Annotated in this window: 14 protein-coding genes; 3 read left to right on the top strand and 11 right to left on the bottom strand. The window is 70.9% G+C overall.

Annotated features, from left to right (window positions below; all coding sequences use genetic code 11):
• Positions 1–22: 22 nt before the first annotated feature.
• The 3 genes from lpxC to ruvB all read right to left on the bottom strand — a co-directional run bounded on the left by lpxC (position 23) and on the right by ruvB (position 3,964).
• The gene (gene lpxC, locus G4D86_RS34875) at positions 23–967 is read right to left on the bottom strand and encodes a UDP-3-O-acyl-N-acetylglucosamine deacetylase (RefSeq protein WP_163998440.1); all 945 of its coding nucleotides are present in this window, start codon (positions 965–967) and stop codon (positions 23–25) included.
• Positions 968–1,437: 470 nt separating this feature from the next.
• Positions 1,438–2,913: a hypothetical protein gene (locus G4D86_RS34870; RefSeq protein WP_163998439.1), complete on the bottom strand. Its 1,476-nt coding sequence runs from the start codon at positions 2,911–2,913 to the stop codon at positions 1,438–1,440.
• 19 nt (positions 2,914–2,932) lie between these two features.
• Positions 2,933–3,964 carry a Holliday junction branch migration DNA helicase RuvB gene (gene ruvB / locus G4D86_RS34865; protein WP_163998438.1) on the bottom strand — a complete coding sequence of 344 codons (1,032 nt, stop codon included), beginning with the start codon at positions 3,962–3,964 and terminating at the stop codon, positions 2,933–2,935.
• 99 nt (positions 3,965–4,063) lie between these two features.
• Here ruvB and G4D86_RS34860 point away from each other — a divergent pair, with 99 nt between their 5' ends.
• Together G4D86_RS34860 and G4D86_RS34855 are read left to right on the top strand one after the other, a co-directional pair.
• Positions 4,064–5,299, top strand: a complete 1,236-nt coding sequence (locus tag G4D86_RS34860) for a zinc-dependent alcohol dehydrogenase (protein WP_163998437.1) — start codon at positions 4,064–4,066, stop codon at positions 5,297–5,299.
• 5 nt (positions 5,300–5,304) lie between these two features.
• Entirely contained in the window at positions 5,305–6,384 is a 1,080-nt protein-coding gene (locus G4D86_RS34855) for an MBL fold metallo-hydrolase (RefSeq protein ID WP_163998436.1), read from the top strand.
• Between the two features lie 3 nt (positions 6,385–6,387).
• On the opposite strand, the gene G4D86_RS34850 is transcribed toward G4D86_RS34855, so the two are convergent.
• From G4D86_RS34850 to G4D86_RS34830, 5 genes are all read right to left on the bottom strand, one after another.
• Positions 6,388–7,926 carry an ELWxxDGT repeat protein gene (locus tag G4D86_RS34850; RefSeq protein ID WP_163998435.1) on the bottom strand — a complete coding sequence of 513 codons (1,539 nt, stop codon included), beginning with the start codon at positions 7,924–7,926 and terminating at the stop codon, positions 6,388–6,390.
• Between the two features lie 282 nt (positions 7,927–8,208).
• A complete protein-coding gene (ruvA, locus tag G4D86_RS34845) occupies positions 8,209–8,817 on the bottom strand; it encodes a Holliday junction branch migration protein RuvA (RefSeq protein ID WP_163998434.1) in 609 nt (202 codons plus the stop codon).
• The gene (gene ruvC, locus G4D86_RS34840) at positions 8,814–9,392 is read right to left on the bottom strand and encodes a crossover junction endodeoxyribonuclease RuvC (protein WP_163998433.1); all 579 of its coding nucleotides are present in this window, start codon (positions 9,390–9,392) and stop codon (positions 8,814–8,816) included. Before ruvC ends, ruvA begins: the two co-directional genes overlap by 4 nt.
• A 23-nt stretch (positions 9,393–9,415) precedes the next feature.
• The gene (locus tag G4D86_RS34835) at positions 9,416–10,165 is read right to left on the bottom strand and encodes a YebC/PmpR family DNA-binding transcriptional regulator (RefSeq protein ID WP_163998432.1); all 750 of its coding nucleotides are present in this window, start codon (positions 10,163–10,165) and stop codon (positions 9,416–9,418) included.
• Between the two features lie 55 nt (positions 10,166–10,220).
• The gene (locus G4D86_RS34830; RefSeq protein ID WP_240360630.1) at positions 10,221–11,402 is read right to left on the bottom strand and encodes a response regulator; all 1,182 of its coding nucleotides are present in this window, start codon (positions 11,400–11,402) and stop codon (positions 10,221–10,223) included.
• Between the two features lie 201 nt (positions 11,403–11,603).
• Here G4D86_RS34830 and G4D86_RS34825 point away from each other — a divergent pair, with 201 nt between their 5' ends.
• Positions 11,604–12,326: a hypothetical protein gene (locus G4D86_RS34825; protein ID WP_163998430.1), complete on the top strand. Its 723-nt coding sequence runs from the start codon at positions 11,604–11,606 to the stop codon at positions 12,324–12,326.
• Between the two features lies 1 nt (position 12,327).
• Here G4D86_RS34825 and G4D86_RS34820 read toward each other — a convergent pair whose 3' ends face one another.
• The 3 genes from G4D86_RS34820 to mutM all read right to left on the bottom strand — a co-directional run bounded on the left by G4D86_RS34820 (position 12,328) and on the right by mutM (position 14,879).
• Positions 12,328–13,701 (bottom strand): sigma-54-dependent transcriptional regulator, encoded by a 1,374-nt coding sequence (locus G4D86_RS34820; RefSeq protein WP_163998429.1) that lies wholly within the window; start codon positions 13,699–13,701, stop codon positions 12,328–12,330.
• Between the two features lie 14 nt (positions 13,702–13,715).
• A complete protein-coding gene (locus tag G4D86_RS34815; protein WP_163998428.1) occupies positions 13,716–13,952 on the bottom strand; it encodes a hypothetical protein in 237 nt (78 codons plus the stop codon).
• A gap of 72 nt (positions 13,953–14,024) precedes the next feature.
• Positions 14,025–14,879 (bottom strand): bifunctional DNA-formamidopyrimidine glycosylase/DNA-(apurinic or apyrimidinic site) lyase, encoded by an 855-nt coding sequence (mutM, locus tag G4D86_RS34810; protein WP_163998427.1) that lies wholly within the window; start codon positions 14,877–14,879, stop codon positions 14,025–14,027.
• Positions 14,880–14,886 lie beyond the last annotated feature (7 nt).

Here is a 14,886-nt window from a genome sequence, read left to right as displayed (position 1 = left end):
CCGGACCTGCAAGGAAATGGCTTCAGGCGACGAGGGGCTCCAGCTCCAGCGCCCCCGCCAGGCTGGTGAAGCCCAGGTCCAGCGCCTCCAGCTCGCGGCGGCGGGCCGGCACAATCTCGTAGCAGCTCGGGTCCGAGAGCACCTTGCGCACCAGCTTGTGGTTGAGCGCATGGCCCGTCTTGTACGCCGTCATGTGGCCAATGACCTGGCGGCCGAACAGCGACACGTCGCCAATGGCGTCGAGAATCTTGTGACGCACGAACTCGTCCGGGAAGCGCAGCCCGTCCGGGTTGAGGATGGAGACCTCGTCCACGACGACGGCGTTCTCCAGCGAGCCACCGCGCGCCAGGCCCAGCTGCTTCAGCTTCTCCACGTCGCGCAGGAAGCCGAAGGTGCGGGCGCGGGAGATTTCGCGCGAGAACTCCCTGTCGCTGAAGTCCAGGTCGAAGGACTGGCCCTGGATGACGGGGTGCTCGAAGTCGATGGTGCAGCTGATGCGGAAGTGCTTGGACGGGGTGAGCGAGGCCTGCTTGTCACCGTCCACCACGGACACCGGCTTGCGGATGACGAGCAGCTCCTTGGGCGCGTCCAGCTCGCGCACGCCGGCCTCCTGGATGAGGGCCGCGAAGGGCGCCGCGCTGCCGTCCATGATGGGGACTTCCGGGCCGTCCAGCTCCACGCGCACGTTGTCGATGCCCAGGCCGGCCAGCGCCGACATCAGGTGCTCCACCGTGCCCACGCGCACGCCGTCGCGGCCCAGCGTGGTCGCCAGCGACGTGTCCACCACGAACTCCGCCAGCGCGGGGATGCTCACCGGCCGGGACAGGTCCGTGCGCACGAAGACGATGCCGTGGCCCGCGGGCGCGGGACGCAGGGTGAGCGTCACCTTGGCGCCCGAGTGCAGCCCCACGCCCTGGAGGGCGGCAATCTTCGAAACGGTGCGCTGGTTGTAGGAGGACGGTCGCATGTCGGTGTCGCCTCGTGGCTGCTCGTGCTGCGGGACTTCCGGTCCGGGTCCCGCCGGTTGGACCCGGAAACGTTCATCAGTGATCTGACGCGACGCGGTGATTCTGCAATCGGCACGCCACGGGCACGTGACATGCGGGGCCGGGCCGGAGGAGGTGGAAACAGCTCCAACTCCTTGAAATGGCTCGGCTTTTGAGTGCGTCGTGATGGGTGCCGTCTCCGGTCCGGCACCCTCCCCCCGGTGTGTAGCCTGCAGGATTCGCCTGATACCGTGACACCGATGTCCGGGATTCGTCAGAACCCGGAATCCGCGTCCCCTTCACCTGCCCCGCCATGCCGCAGCGTGTCTTCCATGCAACACCGCCGCGTCCATAGCGCAAGGAACCGGCTGGACGCAAACGCGCCGGGGCCACCCCGGGTGGGGGGCCCTATCACGGAGCGTGCGGGAGGTGGGGCGCCGCTGTCCTGCCCCTAGCGGGCGGGAGCGGAGAGGAAGCGGTCCCTGAGGGCCTCCGCTTCCTGCCGGTCGAAGCCGCGTCCCTGCAGGAGGGTGCGCCGGCTGACGGCGTGGAAGGTGGTCTCCAGCGTCTGGACGAAGCGGCGCAGGTCCTCCGCGAGGCGGGCGCGGATGCCGGGTCCTTCTGGCGGCCAGGGCAGCTCCACCAGCAGCGCGGTGAAGCGGTCGAAGGCGTCGTAGTCCGCGTAGCGCAGGAGCTGGTAGCCGCCGGCGTGGAAGTAGTCGAGGAAGGACTTGAGGGCGTCCAGGGCGCGCTCGGCGGCGGGCACGTCCTCGGCGCGCAGGTGCGTCTCGGCCGTGCGGCACAATTGCGCGTAGACCCAGAGGTCCTTGCGCAGCCGGAGCGCGGCGTCCTGCGGGCTCATCAGCTCGTCGAAGACGCCGTCCGCGAGCCCGCCGTTGGGGGCCAGCGTCTCCAGCAGCACCACCACCTGCGTGCGCAGCAGTGAGGTGAAGGCGACGGCGGCGCGCGCGGGGGCCTCCAGGTCGCGGTCCAGGTTGACGAGCACCTCGCGGGCCACGCGCTCCGTCTCGCGGGCGATGTCGCGCGCGGCGCGCAGCGTGGCGGCCTGGAGGGACTTGGAGCCCGCCTTCGGGGACAGCTCCGAGTGCATCCACGAGGCGAGCGAGTTGGCCTCGCTGCGCACCAGCGCCAGCAGCACGCGCACGCGGCGCGAGTACGGCGGCTGCCCCTCCGCGTCCACGTAGGCCAGGTAGTGCAGGAGGCGGAAGAGGCCGAGGAAGGCGGTGGAGAAGAGGGTGCGCTGGTCCTCGGGGAGCGTGCCCAGCGTGTCCAGCAGGCGCACGGAGCGGAGCCGGTCGTACTCGACGCGGAACTCCAGCGGGCGGAAGGGGCGGAAGTAGCGATTGAGGACGATTTCGCGCAGGGCCAGCTTGCCCACGTCCTGGAAGAGGCCGAGGTTGGCCACCGGCAGCTTGAGCAGGTGGTCCAGCAGGTTCTTCAGCGCGTCGAAGGCCTCGCGCAGCACGAAGAGGCTCTCCGGGGGCGTCTCCTGGTCCAGCTGCTCCTCGATGAGGGCGCGCCGGACGCGGTCATCCGCGAGCTGCGTCTCCACGTACTTGCGGAAGACCATCTTCTGGTCGCTGTCCGGGTCCTGCAGGTGGCGCGCGACGCGGATGGCGCGGTCCATGGCATCGCGCACGTCCGCCAGCTCCTCGTGGAAGTCGCGCGTGACGAGCGGCCTGTCCCGCGCGTCCACCACGGTGTTGAGGTTGAGGTAGCGCTCCACCGCGCGCAGGAGCATCTCGAACTCGAAGAGCAGCTCCTCGCGGCCCTCCACGGGCACGCCGCGCAGCCAGCGCTCGCGCTCGGCGAGGAACCCGGCGCGCGACGTCTGGGAGGCGCGCATCAGGTCCGCGTAGAAGTCACGTCCGGTGGCGGGTGAGGCGGGAGGCGTGTCCTGGCTCATGGCGCGGAGGAGCTTAGTCTCAGAACAGGTTGCCCTGGGGTGTCGCTGGTGGCTGCTTCTTGAAGTACTGATAGGTCCTGTGCGTGGCCATGCGCCCCCGGGGGGTGCGCTGGAGGAAGCCCTCCTGCATGAGGAAGGGCTCGTACACGTCTTCAATCGTGTCGCGCTGCTCGCCCACGCTGGCCGCGATGGTCTCCACCCCCACCGGGCCGCCACCGAACTTGTCGATGATGGTGAGCAGAATCTTGCGGTCCATGGCGTCCAGGCCGCTGGCGTCCACACCCAGCCGGTCCAACGACGACTTCGCCAGCTCCAGGGTGATCTTCCCGTCGCCCTCCACCTCCGCGAAGTCGCGCAGCCGGCGCAAGAGCCGGTTGGTGATGCGGGGCGTGCCTCGCGAGCGGCTGGACACCTCGCGCGCGGCGTCCTTGTCCAGGGGGATGCCGAGGATGCGCGCGGAGCGGTGGAGGATGAGCTCCAGCGCCTTGGCGTCGTAGTACTCCAGGCGCTCCTGAATCTGGAACCTGTCGCGCAGCGGCGAGGTGAGCAGGCCCGTGCGCGTGGTGGCGCCGATGAGCGTGAAGGGCGGCAAATCAATCTTCATCGCCCGGGCGGCGGGCCCGGTGTCGATGGTGATGTCCAGCCGGAAGTCCTCCATGGCCGGGTAGAGGTACTCCTCCACGGCGGCGTTGAGGCGGTGGATTTCGTCGATGAAGAGCACGTCGCGGGCGTTGAGGTTGGTGAGCAGGCCCGCCAGGTCGCCCTTGCGCTCCAGGGCGGGGCCACTGGTGACGTGGATGCCCACGCCCAGCTCGTTCGCGATGATGTGCGCCAGCGACGTCTTGCCCAGGCCCGGGGGGCCGGAGAAGAGGCAGTGGTCCAGCGAGTCACCGCGGCTGCGGGCCGCCTGCACGTAGACCTTGAGCTTCTCGACGACGGGCCCCTGGCCCACGTACTCGTCGAACGAGCGCGGACGCAGGGAGGCCTCGAGCCGGACGTCCTCGGGCTGGACGTCTTCCGAGAGTGTGTCGGACTTCCTCGCCATGACCATTGAGCACCCTATACAGGAAGGGCGCGCGTGTCGCCGCACATCTGGGGGTCTAGACTCCCAACGGCCCGCCAGCCGAGCAGCCAGGGAGCGCCCATCGCCATGAAGGGTCTCGTCTTCGACCTCTCCATCCCGAAGTACGTCGTGGCCCGGGGCCTGGGTGGCCTGTACCCGAAGCTTCACTACGGGGCCGGGAGCTGTCTCTCCCTGCGCGAGCTGCCCCGCCCCACCCCGCCCGGCCCGGAGTGGGTGCGGCTCAAGCCGCTGCTCACCGGGCTGTGTGGCTCGGACATGGCCACCCTCTTCTTCAAGGCCAGCCCGCAGCTGGAGCCCTTCAACAGCTTCCCCGCCGTGCTGGGCCACGAAATCCTCGCCGAGGTGGCAGAGGTGGGGCCCGAGACGCGCGGCGTGGAGGTCGGCCAGCGCGTGGCCGTGGACCCGCTGCTCCCCTGCCGGCTGAGGGGCATCTCCCCGCCGTGCAAGCCGTGCGCGGCGGGCCAGGAGAACGGCTGCGAGCGCACCGCGGATGGGTGCCTGGCGGCCGGGCAGATGCTCGGCTACCAGCGCGACCTGCCGGGCGGCATGGGCACGGAGATGGTGGCGCACCCCTCGCAGCTCCACCCGGTGCCGGAGAGCATCTCCGACAAGGCGGGCGTGCTGGTGGAGCCCCTGGCGGTGAGCCTGCACGCGGTGCTCAAGGCGCCGCCTCGGGATGAGGACCGGGTGCTCGTCATCGGCGGTGGGCCCGTGGCCTTCGCGACGCTGTGGGCGCTGCGAGCCTTGGGGCACCGCTGCCACGTGACGCTGCTGGCGGCGGAGGACTACCAGTTGGAATTGGGCAAGCGGATGGGCGCGGACGACGCCTTCCGCGTGCGCGGCGACGTGGACGAGGCCGAGGAAGTCGCGCGGCGCACGGGGGCGAAGGTGTACCGCCCGGTGATTGGCCCTCCAGCGATGACGGGCGGCTTCGAGCTGACCATCGACTGCATCGGCAGCGCGGCCTCTGTGCAGGACGCCCTGCGCTACACGCGCGCACTGGGGAAGGTGGTGCTGGTGGGCGCGGCGGGAATCCTGGAGCGCGTGGACTGGACCACCGTGTGGCGCAACGAACTGACGCTGCTCGGCTCCTACGTCTACGGACCGGAGAGCTTCCGGGGCGAGCGCCGGCATACCTTCGACCTGGTGCTGGAGCTTCTCGCCCGGAAGGAAGGGCCAGACTGTTCCGTTCTCGTCACGCACACCTTCCCCCTGGCTCGCTACCAGGAGGCGATTGAGGCCAATCTGGCACGCGCGAGATTTCAGTCCGTCAAGACGGTTTTCGACCTGACCCGGTGGTGACTGCCATGCACACGAGCCCTGCGTTTCGTCCCCTCCCCTCTCTTGCTGGCGCGCGCGCCGAGTCCGTGCCCGGCGTGAAGCTGCAGAAGCTCCGCCGCGCGGCGCTGGATGCGCGCGAGGCCTTCGTGAAGGAAGGCCCGGTGGCCGCGGTGGCCACGTGTGACCTCATCACCTTCCCGTACCCCGCGCAGTTCGCCTTCAGCGGCGCGGCGCTGTCCCCGGCGCCGTACGTGATGATGACCAACCGCATGCAGGTGGTGCAGTTCGTGGACCGCGAGGGCGAGCGGCGCACGCTGCTGTTCAACCCGTCCGACTACGAGAAGGGCGCCGCGGCTCCCTTCTACCGCGCGCTGCGCGAGCGCTACGGCGCGTTCGTCTCCGACAAGGTGATGTCCTCGCGCCACGGCACGGTGCAGAGCCACCTGGCGTCGCTGGGACTGACGCCCGCGGACGTGGACTACCTCGCCTTCGACCACCTGCACATCCAGGACCTGCGCGGCTGGCTCGGCGGGGACGGCATGCCCGCGTACTTCCCCCGCGCACGGCTGCTGGTGCAGCGCGCCGAGTGGGAGATGGTGAAGGACCTGCACCCGATGCAGACGGTGTGGTTCGTGCAGGGCGGCGCGGACGTGCCGCAGGAGCGCGTGGTGCTGCTGGACGGCGACGTGTGGCTGGGCCAGGGCGCGGCCATCCTCAGCACGCCGGGGCACACGCAGGGCAACATGTCGCTGGCCGTAGCGACGTCGCGCGAGGTGTTCGTCGTCAGCGAGAATGGCGTGGCCACCGAGTGCTACACGCCGCTGCAGTCCGCCATCCCCGGTGTGCGCCGCTACGCGGAGCACATGGGCTGGGAGGTGGTGCTCAACGGCAACACGCGCGAGGACTCGCTGGACCAGTACTCGTCCATGGTGGTGGAGAAGCTGTTCGCCGGCACGTCCGCGGTCGAAGGGGCGTTCGTCAACTTCCATCCGTCCTCGCAGCTCACGGCCCACTTGATGGCGCCAGCGCTGGCGCCCACCATCGTCCTGCCCGCGCCCAACTTCGGCGACGTGCGCCCCACGCCCGCGGCGCGGCGCGCGGCATAGGGTTCAGAACGCCCGCGCTCCACAGGAGCGCACGGGCCGGAATGACACGGACCAGAGCTCCTGGTCCCCCGCGCCGTCGGTGGCCGCGAAGAAGACGTTCCAGTCCGCGCGCACGAAGCCCTTCGGGTTCGAGGACGCGCTTCCCGGCGCGATGTCCGCCAGCGAGTGCGTGTTCCAGAACCGCCCGCCGCTGAACCAGGGCTCGCTCCCGTGCCCCGACGTGGTCGCGGAGAAGAACAGCCAGCCGGTGTCCGCCGTCAGGTCCTGCGGATCGCTCCCGGACTTGCCGGGCTCCAGGTCCGCGACCATCCACGTGCCGAGCAGCGTCCCGTCACTGCGCCACAGCTCGCGTCCCAGGCAGCCGTCATCCGCCGCGAAGTACAACGTACGGTCGTCCACCACCACGAAGCCCGGGTCCAGGTAGGGAGAGAACGCGCCCTCCGCGCCCGGGTTGATGTCCCGCACCAGCCGCGTGCCCCACACCGTGCCATCGCTCGTCCACAGCTCGCTTCCGTGCCGCGGGTCGCCGAGGTCGCCCCAGTAGCCCTCGCCCCCGGCCGCGAAGTACACCGCGTCTCCCATCGCCGTGAGACTCTTCGGCTCCTGCCCCACGAAGTGCCGCAGCCAGGTGGCCGTGTCCGGCGTGTTCCGCGTCACCCAGAGGTCCGACTCGTCCGTGCCCGGGTTCACCGTGAAGAACAACTGCCGGCCCGCGGGCTCCAGCTCCAGGAACACACCGTCGTTCAACGTGAAGAGCGCGCCGACCTGCCCTCGCGTGTCCACGTTCCAGAGCGTGGTCGCCCGCGTCGTGCCGTTGTAGACGACCAGCGTCAGGTCCTGCTCCCACGTCAGCAGCCTGTCGAATTGAGCGGAGCCCGGGCCCGGCGCGAACTCGTACGCCAGCTCCGTGCCCCACTCCGTGCCGTCGGTGCGCCACAGCTCGCGGCCGTGCGCGCCGTCGTTCGCCGTGAAGTACAGCGTGCCGTCCACCACCGTGAGCTTGTCCGGCAACGAGCCCGCCACCCCCGGCCGCACGTCCTTCACCAGCTCCGTGCCCCGCGCCGTGCCGTCGGTGCGCCACAGCTCCACGCCGTGCGCTCCGTCGTCCGCGACGAAGAACACCCACCGCCCCATCACCGTCAGCGCACGCGGTACGGAGTGCCCAAGGCCAGGATTCACATCCTTCACCAGCGACGTGGGCCGCCCTGGCCCCTGGCTCATCCACAGCTCCCGGCCATGCTCGGGGTCCGTCGCGACGAAGAAGAGCCGGCCGTTGGCCGCGACCAGCTCGTCGGGACTCGAGCTCGCCGGCCCGGGATTGATGTCCCGCACGCGCTGCGCGCTGTCCTCGCAGACGTCCCACCCGGGGCCGGGCAGGGGCACCAGTCCCTCCGCTGTCACCGTCCCGACAGCAGTCTCCGACTCGCGGACGGGCGCCACTCCGTCCACCGCCTCCACCTCGCCCTGCGGTACGGGCCCACACGCCACCACGAGCCCGGAGAGCACGGACACCAGCATCGGAACGCCACGCCAAGACTTCATGTGAGCAGCCCCTTGTCCACGGTGGCGCGGGGGCACCACCGCCGGAGCTGAAAAGTGATACTCATGTCGTAAGAGTCTACTCAGACCAGGGTAGGAATTCGCTCAGGATGTCCGCCATCCCGCGAGGCTTGGCGACCCGTGCCGACAGCCAGACACCGGGTCCGTCGGGCCGCGGACCCATTCGGTTTCTTGGGGAAAGGGAGCTTCGGCGGATTGCGCGGGGAACTCCCGGCTACTCGTCACAGCGTGGTCACACCGACCCCTGGTAGTCCCCGCCTGCGATCAGCCACCGGAGCGTAGGGCCTTGAGCGCCTCGCGGAACAGGGCCTGGAAGGACGCCTCCGCACCCAGCCGCTCGCTGGCGAGCTCCGCCGCCTTCTCCGCCTGGGGCTGCTTGTACCCGAGGTTGAGGAGCGCGGAGACCAGGTCGGAGCGGGTGCCACTCGCGGCGGCCGGCGCCGTACCCCGGGCCACGGCCTCCAGGTGGATGTTCTTCACCTTGTCCTTCAGCTCCAGCACCAGCCGCTCGGCGGTCTTCTTTCCCACGCCGTGAATCTTCGACAGCCGCGCCACCTCGCCGCGAGACAGCGCCGCCACCAGCTCCGCCACCTCCATGCCGGACAGCACGGTGAGCGCCAGCCGGGGGCCCACGCGTGTCACGGCGGTGAGGAGCTGGAAGAGGTCCTCCTCGGCCTTCGACAGGAAGCCGAACAGCTCGAAGGCGTCCTCGCGCACCACCGTGCGCACGCGCACGTCCACCGGCTGTCCGTCCGCCGGCAACTTGCCCAACGCCAGCGTGGAGAAGTTCACCCGGTAGCCCACGCCGCCCACGTCGATGGTGGCGTCCTCCAGGTCCTTCTCCAGCACCGTCCCGCGCAACCGCGAAATCATCTCGCCTCCGGTTTCCGATAGGCGGACACCAGCCGGTCCGCCAAGAGCCCCGCCGCGCCCTTGCGCTGCTTCCCCGCCGCCGCCGTGGCCGTCGGCACCGCGGCCCGGCCGTGGTTGAGGTGGCACAGCGCCACCGCCAGCGCGTCGCTCGCGTCCGCGCGCTGGATTTGCGACGCCTCCAGCGACAGGAACGTGCGCACCATCCGCGCCACCGCATCCTTGCCGCTCGCGCCGCCCGCGCCCACCGACTTCTTCACCTTGGCCGGCGCGTACTCGTGCACCACCAGCCCCGCCTGCGCCGCCGCCAGCAGCGCCACGCCGCGCGCATGTCCCAGCACCAGCGCGCTGCGCGCGTTGCGGAAGGTGAACAGCCCCTCCACCGCCACCGCGTCCGGCTTGTAGCGCGCCAGCGCCTCCACCAGCGCGGCGTGCAAGTCTTTTAGCCGGGACGCCAGCGGCGCCGACTCGTCCACCTTGATGACGCCGTGGCCCACATGCACCAGCCGGCCCCGCTTGTCCTCCACCACCCCGTAGCCCATGAACCGGCTGCCGGGGTCCACGCCGAGCACGCGCACGTTGCCTCTCCATTCCCCCGCCGCTACTGCGACAGGGACTCCATCACCGAGTCGTCCAGCTCGAAGTTCGCGTGCACGTTCTGCACGTCGTCATTCTCCTCGAGCACGTCCATCAGCTTCAGCAGGCCGCGTGCGTTGTCGCCTTCCACCTGCACCGTGTTCTGCGGCAGGTACGTCCACTTCTGCTCGCCCAGCGTCAGGCCCGCGGCCTCCAGGCGGGTGGCCACCGTGTGCAGGTCCGCCGGCGCGGTGCGCACCTCGAAGCCCTCGTCGCCGTGGTTGAGGACGTCCTCCGCGCCCGCGTCGATGGCCTTCTCCATCACCTGGTCCTCGGTGGGGCCCGGCTTGACGGTAATCGCGCCCTTCTTCTGGAACATCCAGGCCACCGCGCCCTCGGCGCCCAGGTTGCCGCCGTAGCGGCCGAAGATGGAGCGCACGTCCGCGGCGGTGCGGTTGCGGTTGTCGGTGAGGCACTCCACCAGCATGGCGACGCCACCGGGGCCGTAGCCCTCGTACGTCACCTCCTCGTAGCTCTCCCCCTCCAGCTCGCCCGTGCCCTTCTTGATGGCACGCTCAATCGTGTCCTTGGGGATGTTCGCCTCGCGGGCCAGGCCGAGCGCGACGCGCAGCCGGGCATTGCCCGCGGGGTCTCCTCCGCCCAGTCGCGCGGAGACGGTGATCTCCTTGATGACCTTGGAGTACAGCTTGCCCTTGGTCGCGCCCATGGCTGCCTTCTGGCGCTTTATTTTCGACCACCGATTGTGACCGGACATGGGTGTGGCCTCTCGCGGGCCTTCTCGCCCACCCCGGCCCGTCGAGTCAAACCCTTCACATCCCCGCGTCGTCCGGCACGGCCCCCGAGCCGCCCGCACCCGGTCCACTCACGGTGCGCGAGGCCTGCTTGGGGAACGTGAGGATGACCGGGGGCTGGGCACCACCCACCAGCGTGAGGGGCTCCGAAGAACCGTCCTCCGCGAGGTCCAGCGAGGCCTCGAAGGAGTCCTGCGCCGAGGTGTCCACCGCGCCAGGCTGGGACTCCACGGAGGGCGAGGGCTCGAAGAAGCCGGGCACGGTGGCGCCGCAGCGGGCGCGCTCGCGCTCCTCCACGTGGCAGGCCGGCACCAGCACCCCCAGCGCGAACAGCCGCGTGGAGGCCTCGTAGGCCACCGCCTCCGGGAAGGGGCACTCCAGCAGCATGGCGCGCAGCGTGCGGCGGCCGTCGAACAGGCGCACCACCTCGCCCACGTCCTCGGGCAGCGTGGACAGCATCTCCGCCAGCCGAGAGAAGTCCACCGTCAGCCGCGACGCCAGCGGCAGGCCTCGTGCGCGCAGCGCGTCGAAGCGCTCCAGGCCCGGCAGCACCGTCTCGCACAGGTACGCGCGGTCCATGGTGAACGAGCCCTTGTGCAGCTCCGGCCCGAGCGCCACCGCGTACGCACCGCTGCCGAAGCACAGCATGCGCCGGAAGGCGAGGCTGCCGCGCTCGCCGTGGAAGACGGCGTCCACCACCAGCCCGTGCCGGAAGGCGAACCAGCCCGCGCCCTCCGCGAGCACCACCCGGCCGGAGCGCACGCCCGCGAGCAGCGCCCGCGCCACGTGCACCAGCGACAGCCGCGCGGTGTGCGACTCGTAGGTGGCATCACCCATGCGCCGGGCCGCCTTCAGCCGCGCGAGCGCCACCACGTCCTGCACCAGCACCGGCTGCGGCAGGTAGTCATCCGCGCCCACGCCGCCGGCGAGGTCCTTGTGGAAGTCCTCCTGCCGCCGCGCCAGCAGCACCACCGGCACGTGCGCCGTGCGCGCGTCCGCACGCACCTGACCGCAGAGGCTGAAGCCATCTCCGTCCGGCAGCTCCACCTCGGCGATGACCAGGTGCGGGAGCCGGCCGTCCTGCGCCAGCGCCTCCAGCGCCGCGTGGGCGCCGCCCACCATCAGCACCTCGAAGCCCGCCTCCGCCAGCCCCGCCGCGAGCACCGCCTGCGCACTCACGTCCGAGTCCACCAGCAGCACGCGCGAGCGCCCACGTGACGCGCGACGACGCGACTCCGCCGAGGCGGAGGTGCCGGATTCAGCAGACGTGAAAGGTTGTGAGTGAGCGGCAGCCATGGATTCCGTATTCTTCCAGGCAAGCCTGACAGATCATTTAGTGCCGTACAAGCCCCCGGAATCGTTGGGTTTCGAGGAGGGACGCCCCGAGGTAGGGTGCGCGCCATGACGCGCTCCGCTCCGTCCCGACTGCTCGTGTCCGCGCTGCTGCTGGCCTCCCTGGAGTCCTTCGGCCAGGAATCCGCCCCTGCGTCTCCTCCCGAGGAGCGGCGCGTCACGGGCTCCGACGCGGCGCGAGGCGAGGGGGTTGAGCAGGACCCGCTGGGCGCGGTGGTGGCGCCGGCGACGCTGCCGGACGGCACCACGGCCCTCTACGGCTACGTCGGAGCGCCGGAGCTGGGCGTGGGCTTCCGCCAGGGCATCGCCGGCTTCGAGCTGGAGGCGCGCGGGAAGCTGCAGTGGTTCCAGCTGTCCGCGGCGCTGGAATTGGCGGTGCGGCGCAAGGTGTACGAGCGCGGGCCGCTGTCGCTGGCGCCGACGCTGGGACTGGGCGTGGTGCTCAACTCCGGGGCCACGTACATGGACGAGGACAACTTCTCCGGCGTGCTACTGCGGGTGACGCCGGGGCTGGTGGCGGTCTACCGCGCCGCGGACACGGTGTCGCTGCTGGGGCTGGTGGACCTGCCGCTGGACATCGGCCTGTCGCACGAGAAGGCGCGACGCTTCCAGGCGCTCGGCGGTGGCGGCGTGGAGGTGTACCTGGGCTCCAACCTGTCGATGCTGGCGGCGGCACAGGTGGGGCTGGAGACGTTCCGCGAGCGCGTCGGCGAGGGCGAGACGCGCCTGGGCTGGGCCGGGCGGCTGGGCCTGGGCGCGCGCCTCTTCTGATTCACGTCAGGCCGAAGCGCTCCAGCTTCTTGAGCAGGCCCTGGCGCGACAGGCCGAGGGCCTCGGCCGTGTGCGTGCGGTTGCCGCCACAGCGCTTCAGCGCCTCCTCGATTTCGCGCCGCTCCAGCGCCTCCACCTTCTGCGCCAGCGTCGTGGCGCCCGGCGCGCTGGCGCGGGGCCGCTCGCTGCCGGTGAAGGACAAGTCCTCGGGCTGGATTTCGCGGCGCTCTCCGGCGAGCACGGTGGCGCGCTGCATCTCGTGCCGGAGCTCGCGCAGGTTGCCGGGCCACGCATGGGCGGCGAGCGCCTCCGCGGCCGCGTCCGACAGCAGCCGCGCGCGTCCGTCCGGGCACAGGTGGGCGCACTGGTTGAGGAAGTGCTTCGCCAACAGAGGCAGGTCCGAAGCGCGCTCGCGCAGCGGCGGCAGGCGGACTTCCACGCCCTTCACGCGCCAGTAGAGGTCCTCGCGGAAGGTGCCCTCCTTCTGCATGCGGCCCAGGTCCTGGTGAGTGGCGGAAATGAGCCGCACGTCCACCTTCACCGGCAGGTCCGCGCCCACCGGGAGGATGTCGCCCGTCTCCAGCGCGCGCAGCACCTTCACTTGAAGCGACGGCGTCATGTCTCCCAATTCGTCCAGGAAGAGCGTGCCTCCGTCCGCCTCCGCGAAGAGGCCACGGTGGTCCTTCGTCGCTCCGGTGAAGCTGCCCTTCACGTGACCGAAGAGGGCACTCTCCAGCAGCGACTCCGGCAGGGCGCCGCAGTTGATGGGGACGAAGGGCCCGGCGTGGCGGCGGCTCTTGAGGTGCACCGTGCGCGCGAGCAACTCCTTGCCGGTGCCATTCTCTCCGGTGACAAGCACGGGGATGTCGCTCGGCGCCACGCGCTCGGCGAGGGTGACGGCCGCGAGGAATGGCGGGCTCTGTCCCACCAGCGCGGTGTCGCCTCCGGCGCGGGCCAGCGACGTGCGCAGTGCCTCCACCTGCCGCTCCAACGCCACGCGTGCGAGGGCGCGCTGCACGACGACGAGCAGCACGTCCGGGTCCACCGGCTTGGTGAGGAAGTCGTACGCGCCCAGGCGCACGGCCTCCAGCGTGTGACGCGTGTCCCCTGCCCCGGAGATGACGATGACCTTGGTGCCGGGCCGCGCGCTCAGCAGCGCGGCGAGCCCGTCCAAGCCGGCATTCACGCTGCCATCGGGCGGGAGCATCAAGTCGAGCAGGACGAGGGGGAAGTCCCGGGCGTCGAAGGCGGCGCGGGCGGAGGGTCGGTCCGCGGCCTCGGAGACTTCGTAGCCCGCCTCGCGCAGCAGGCCGCCGTACACCTTGCGGAAGGCGGCGTCGTCATCCACGAGCAGCAGCGGGTGCGGTGCGGGCATGCGTGTCTCCAGGCTCAGTCCGGCAGGGGGCTCTGGCGCGGGGTGCCCATCAACTCCAGCGCGCGGAGTGCGACGCGGATGAGCGTCTGGGCGCAGGGCTCACAGCCTCCGCCGCAGCAGCGGGGCCAGCGCCCCTCGGGGTTGCGTAGCAGCGGGCGCACGGTGGACTGGTAGTAGCTGGGGAAGCCCAGCTCCTCGCTGGCGCGGGCCAGCGCGGCATCGAGAGATGGCGGCTCGGTGACGTCGGACACGCCGTGCTTCATAACAGCGGCCGGGCCCGGCGCCCACCCGGCCCGGCGCGGCTCAGCGCCCCGGCTGATGGCTCACAACAGCGAGGCCTGCGCCGGCTCGGAGGGAGCGCCGGACTCCGGCTGGCAGGTGGCGCACCAGTGCGTGTTGCGCCCGCCGATGCGCAGGTGCGAGACGGGCGTGGTGCAGCGAGGACATGGCGCACCCGTGCGGCCGAAGACGTTGCGGCGGTGCTTCGCCTGGCCCTGCACGCCGAAGAGGTCCTTCTGCGTCCCGCGCAGGCGCAGCCCCTCCTCCAGCACGGCGCGGATGGCGCGGTGCAGGCGGACCCCTTCTTCTCGCGTGAGGGACGACGCGAGCCGGCGCGGATCCAACCCCGCCTGCCACAGGCTCTCGTCCGCGTCGCGGTTGCCCAGGCCCGCGAGGACGCGCTGGTTGAGCAGCACTGTCTTGAGCGGACTCCTGCGGCGACGGAGCTGCCGCGCGAGCACCTCCGGGGTGAAGGTGTCATCGAGTGCCTCGGGCCCCAGCTCCTCGAGCTTGAGGCGCAAGGCCACCTCGGAGGCAGGGCCCACCGCCACGCGCGCGTAACCGAGGGTGTCTGTGAGGTGCAGCTCCTCGCCACCTTCGAGCGAGAAGACGACGAGCGTCGAGGGCGCGCGCTCGCTCCCCTGGGGGAGCAGCTTCAAGTCACCCCAGAGCATGAAGTGGATGGCGAGCGTCCGCCCGTCATCGAGCGGCAGCAGGATGAACTTCGCCCGCCGGTGCGCGCCGGTGACGGTGCGCCCGCGCAGCGCCTCGATGAAGTCCGGCGGCGAGGGGAAGCGCACGACGGCCGGGGACAGCACCTCGGCCTCCGTGAAGTGCCGCCCCACGACAGCCTGCCGGAGGTCTCGAACGATGATTTCGACTTCAGGGACTTCGGCCACGCGAGCA

This window comes from Pyxidicoccus caerfyrddinensis, from assembly GCF_010894405.1.
Classification (GTDB): Bacteria; Myxococcota; Myxococcia; order Myxococcales; family Myxococcaceae; genus Myxococcus; species Myxococcus caerfyrddinensis.
This window is presented reverse-complemented; position numbering and strand designations above follow the sequence as displayed.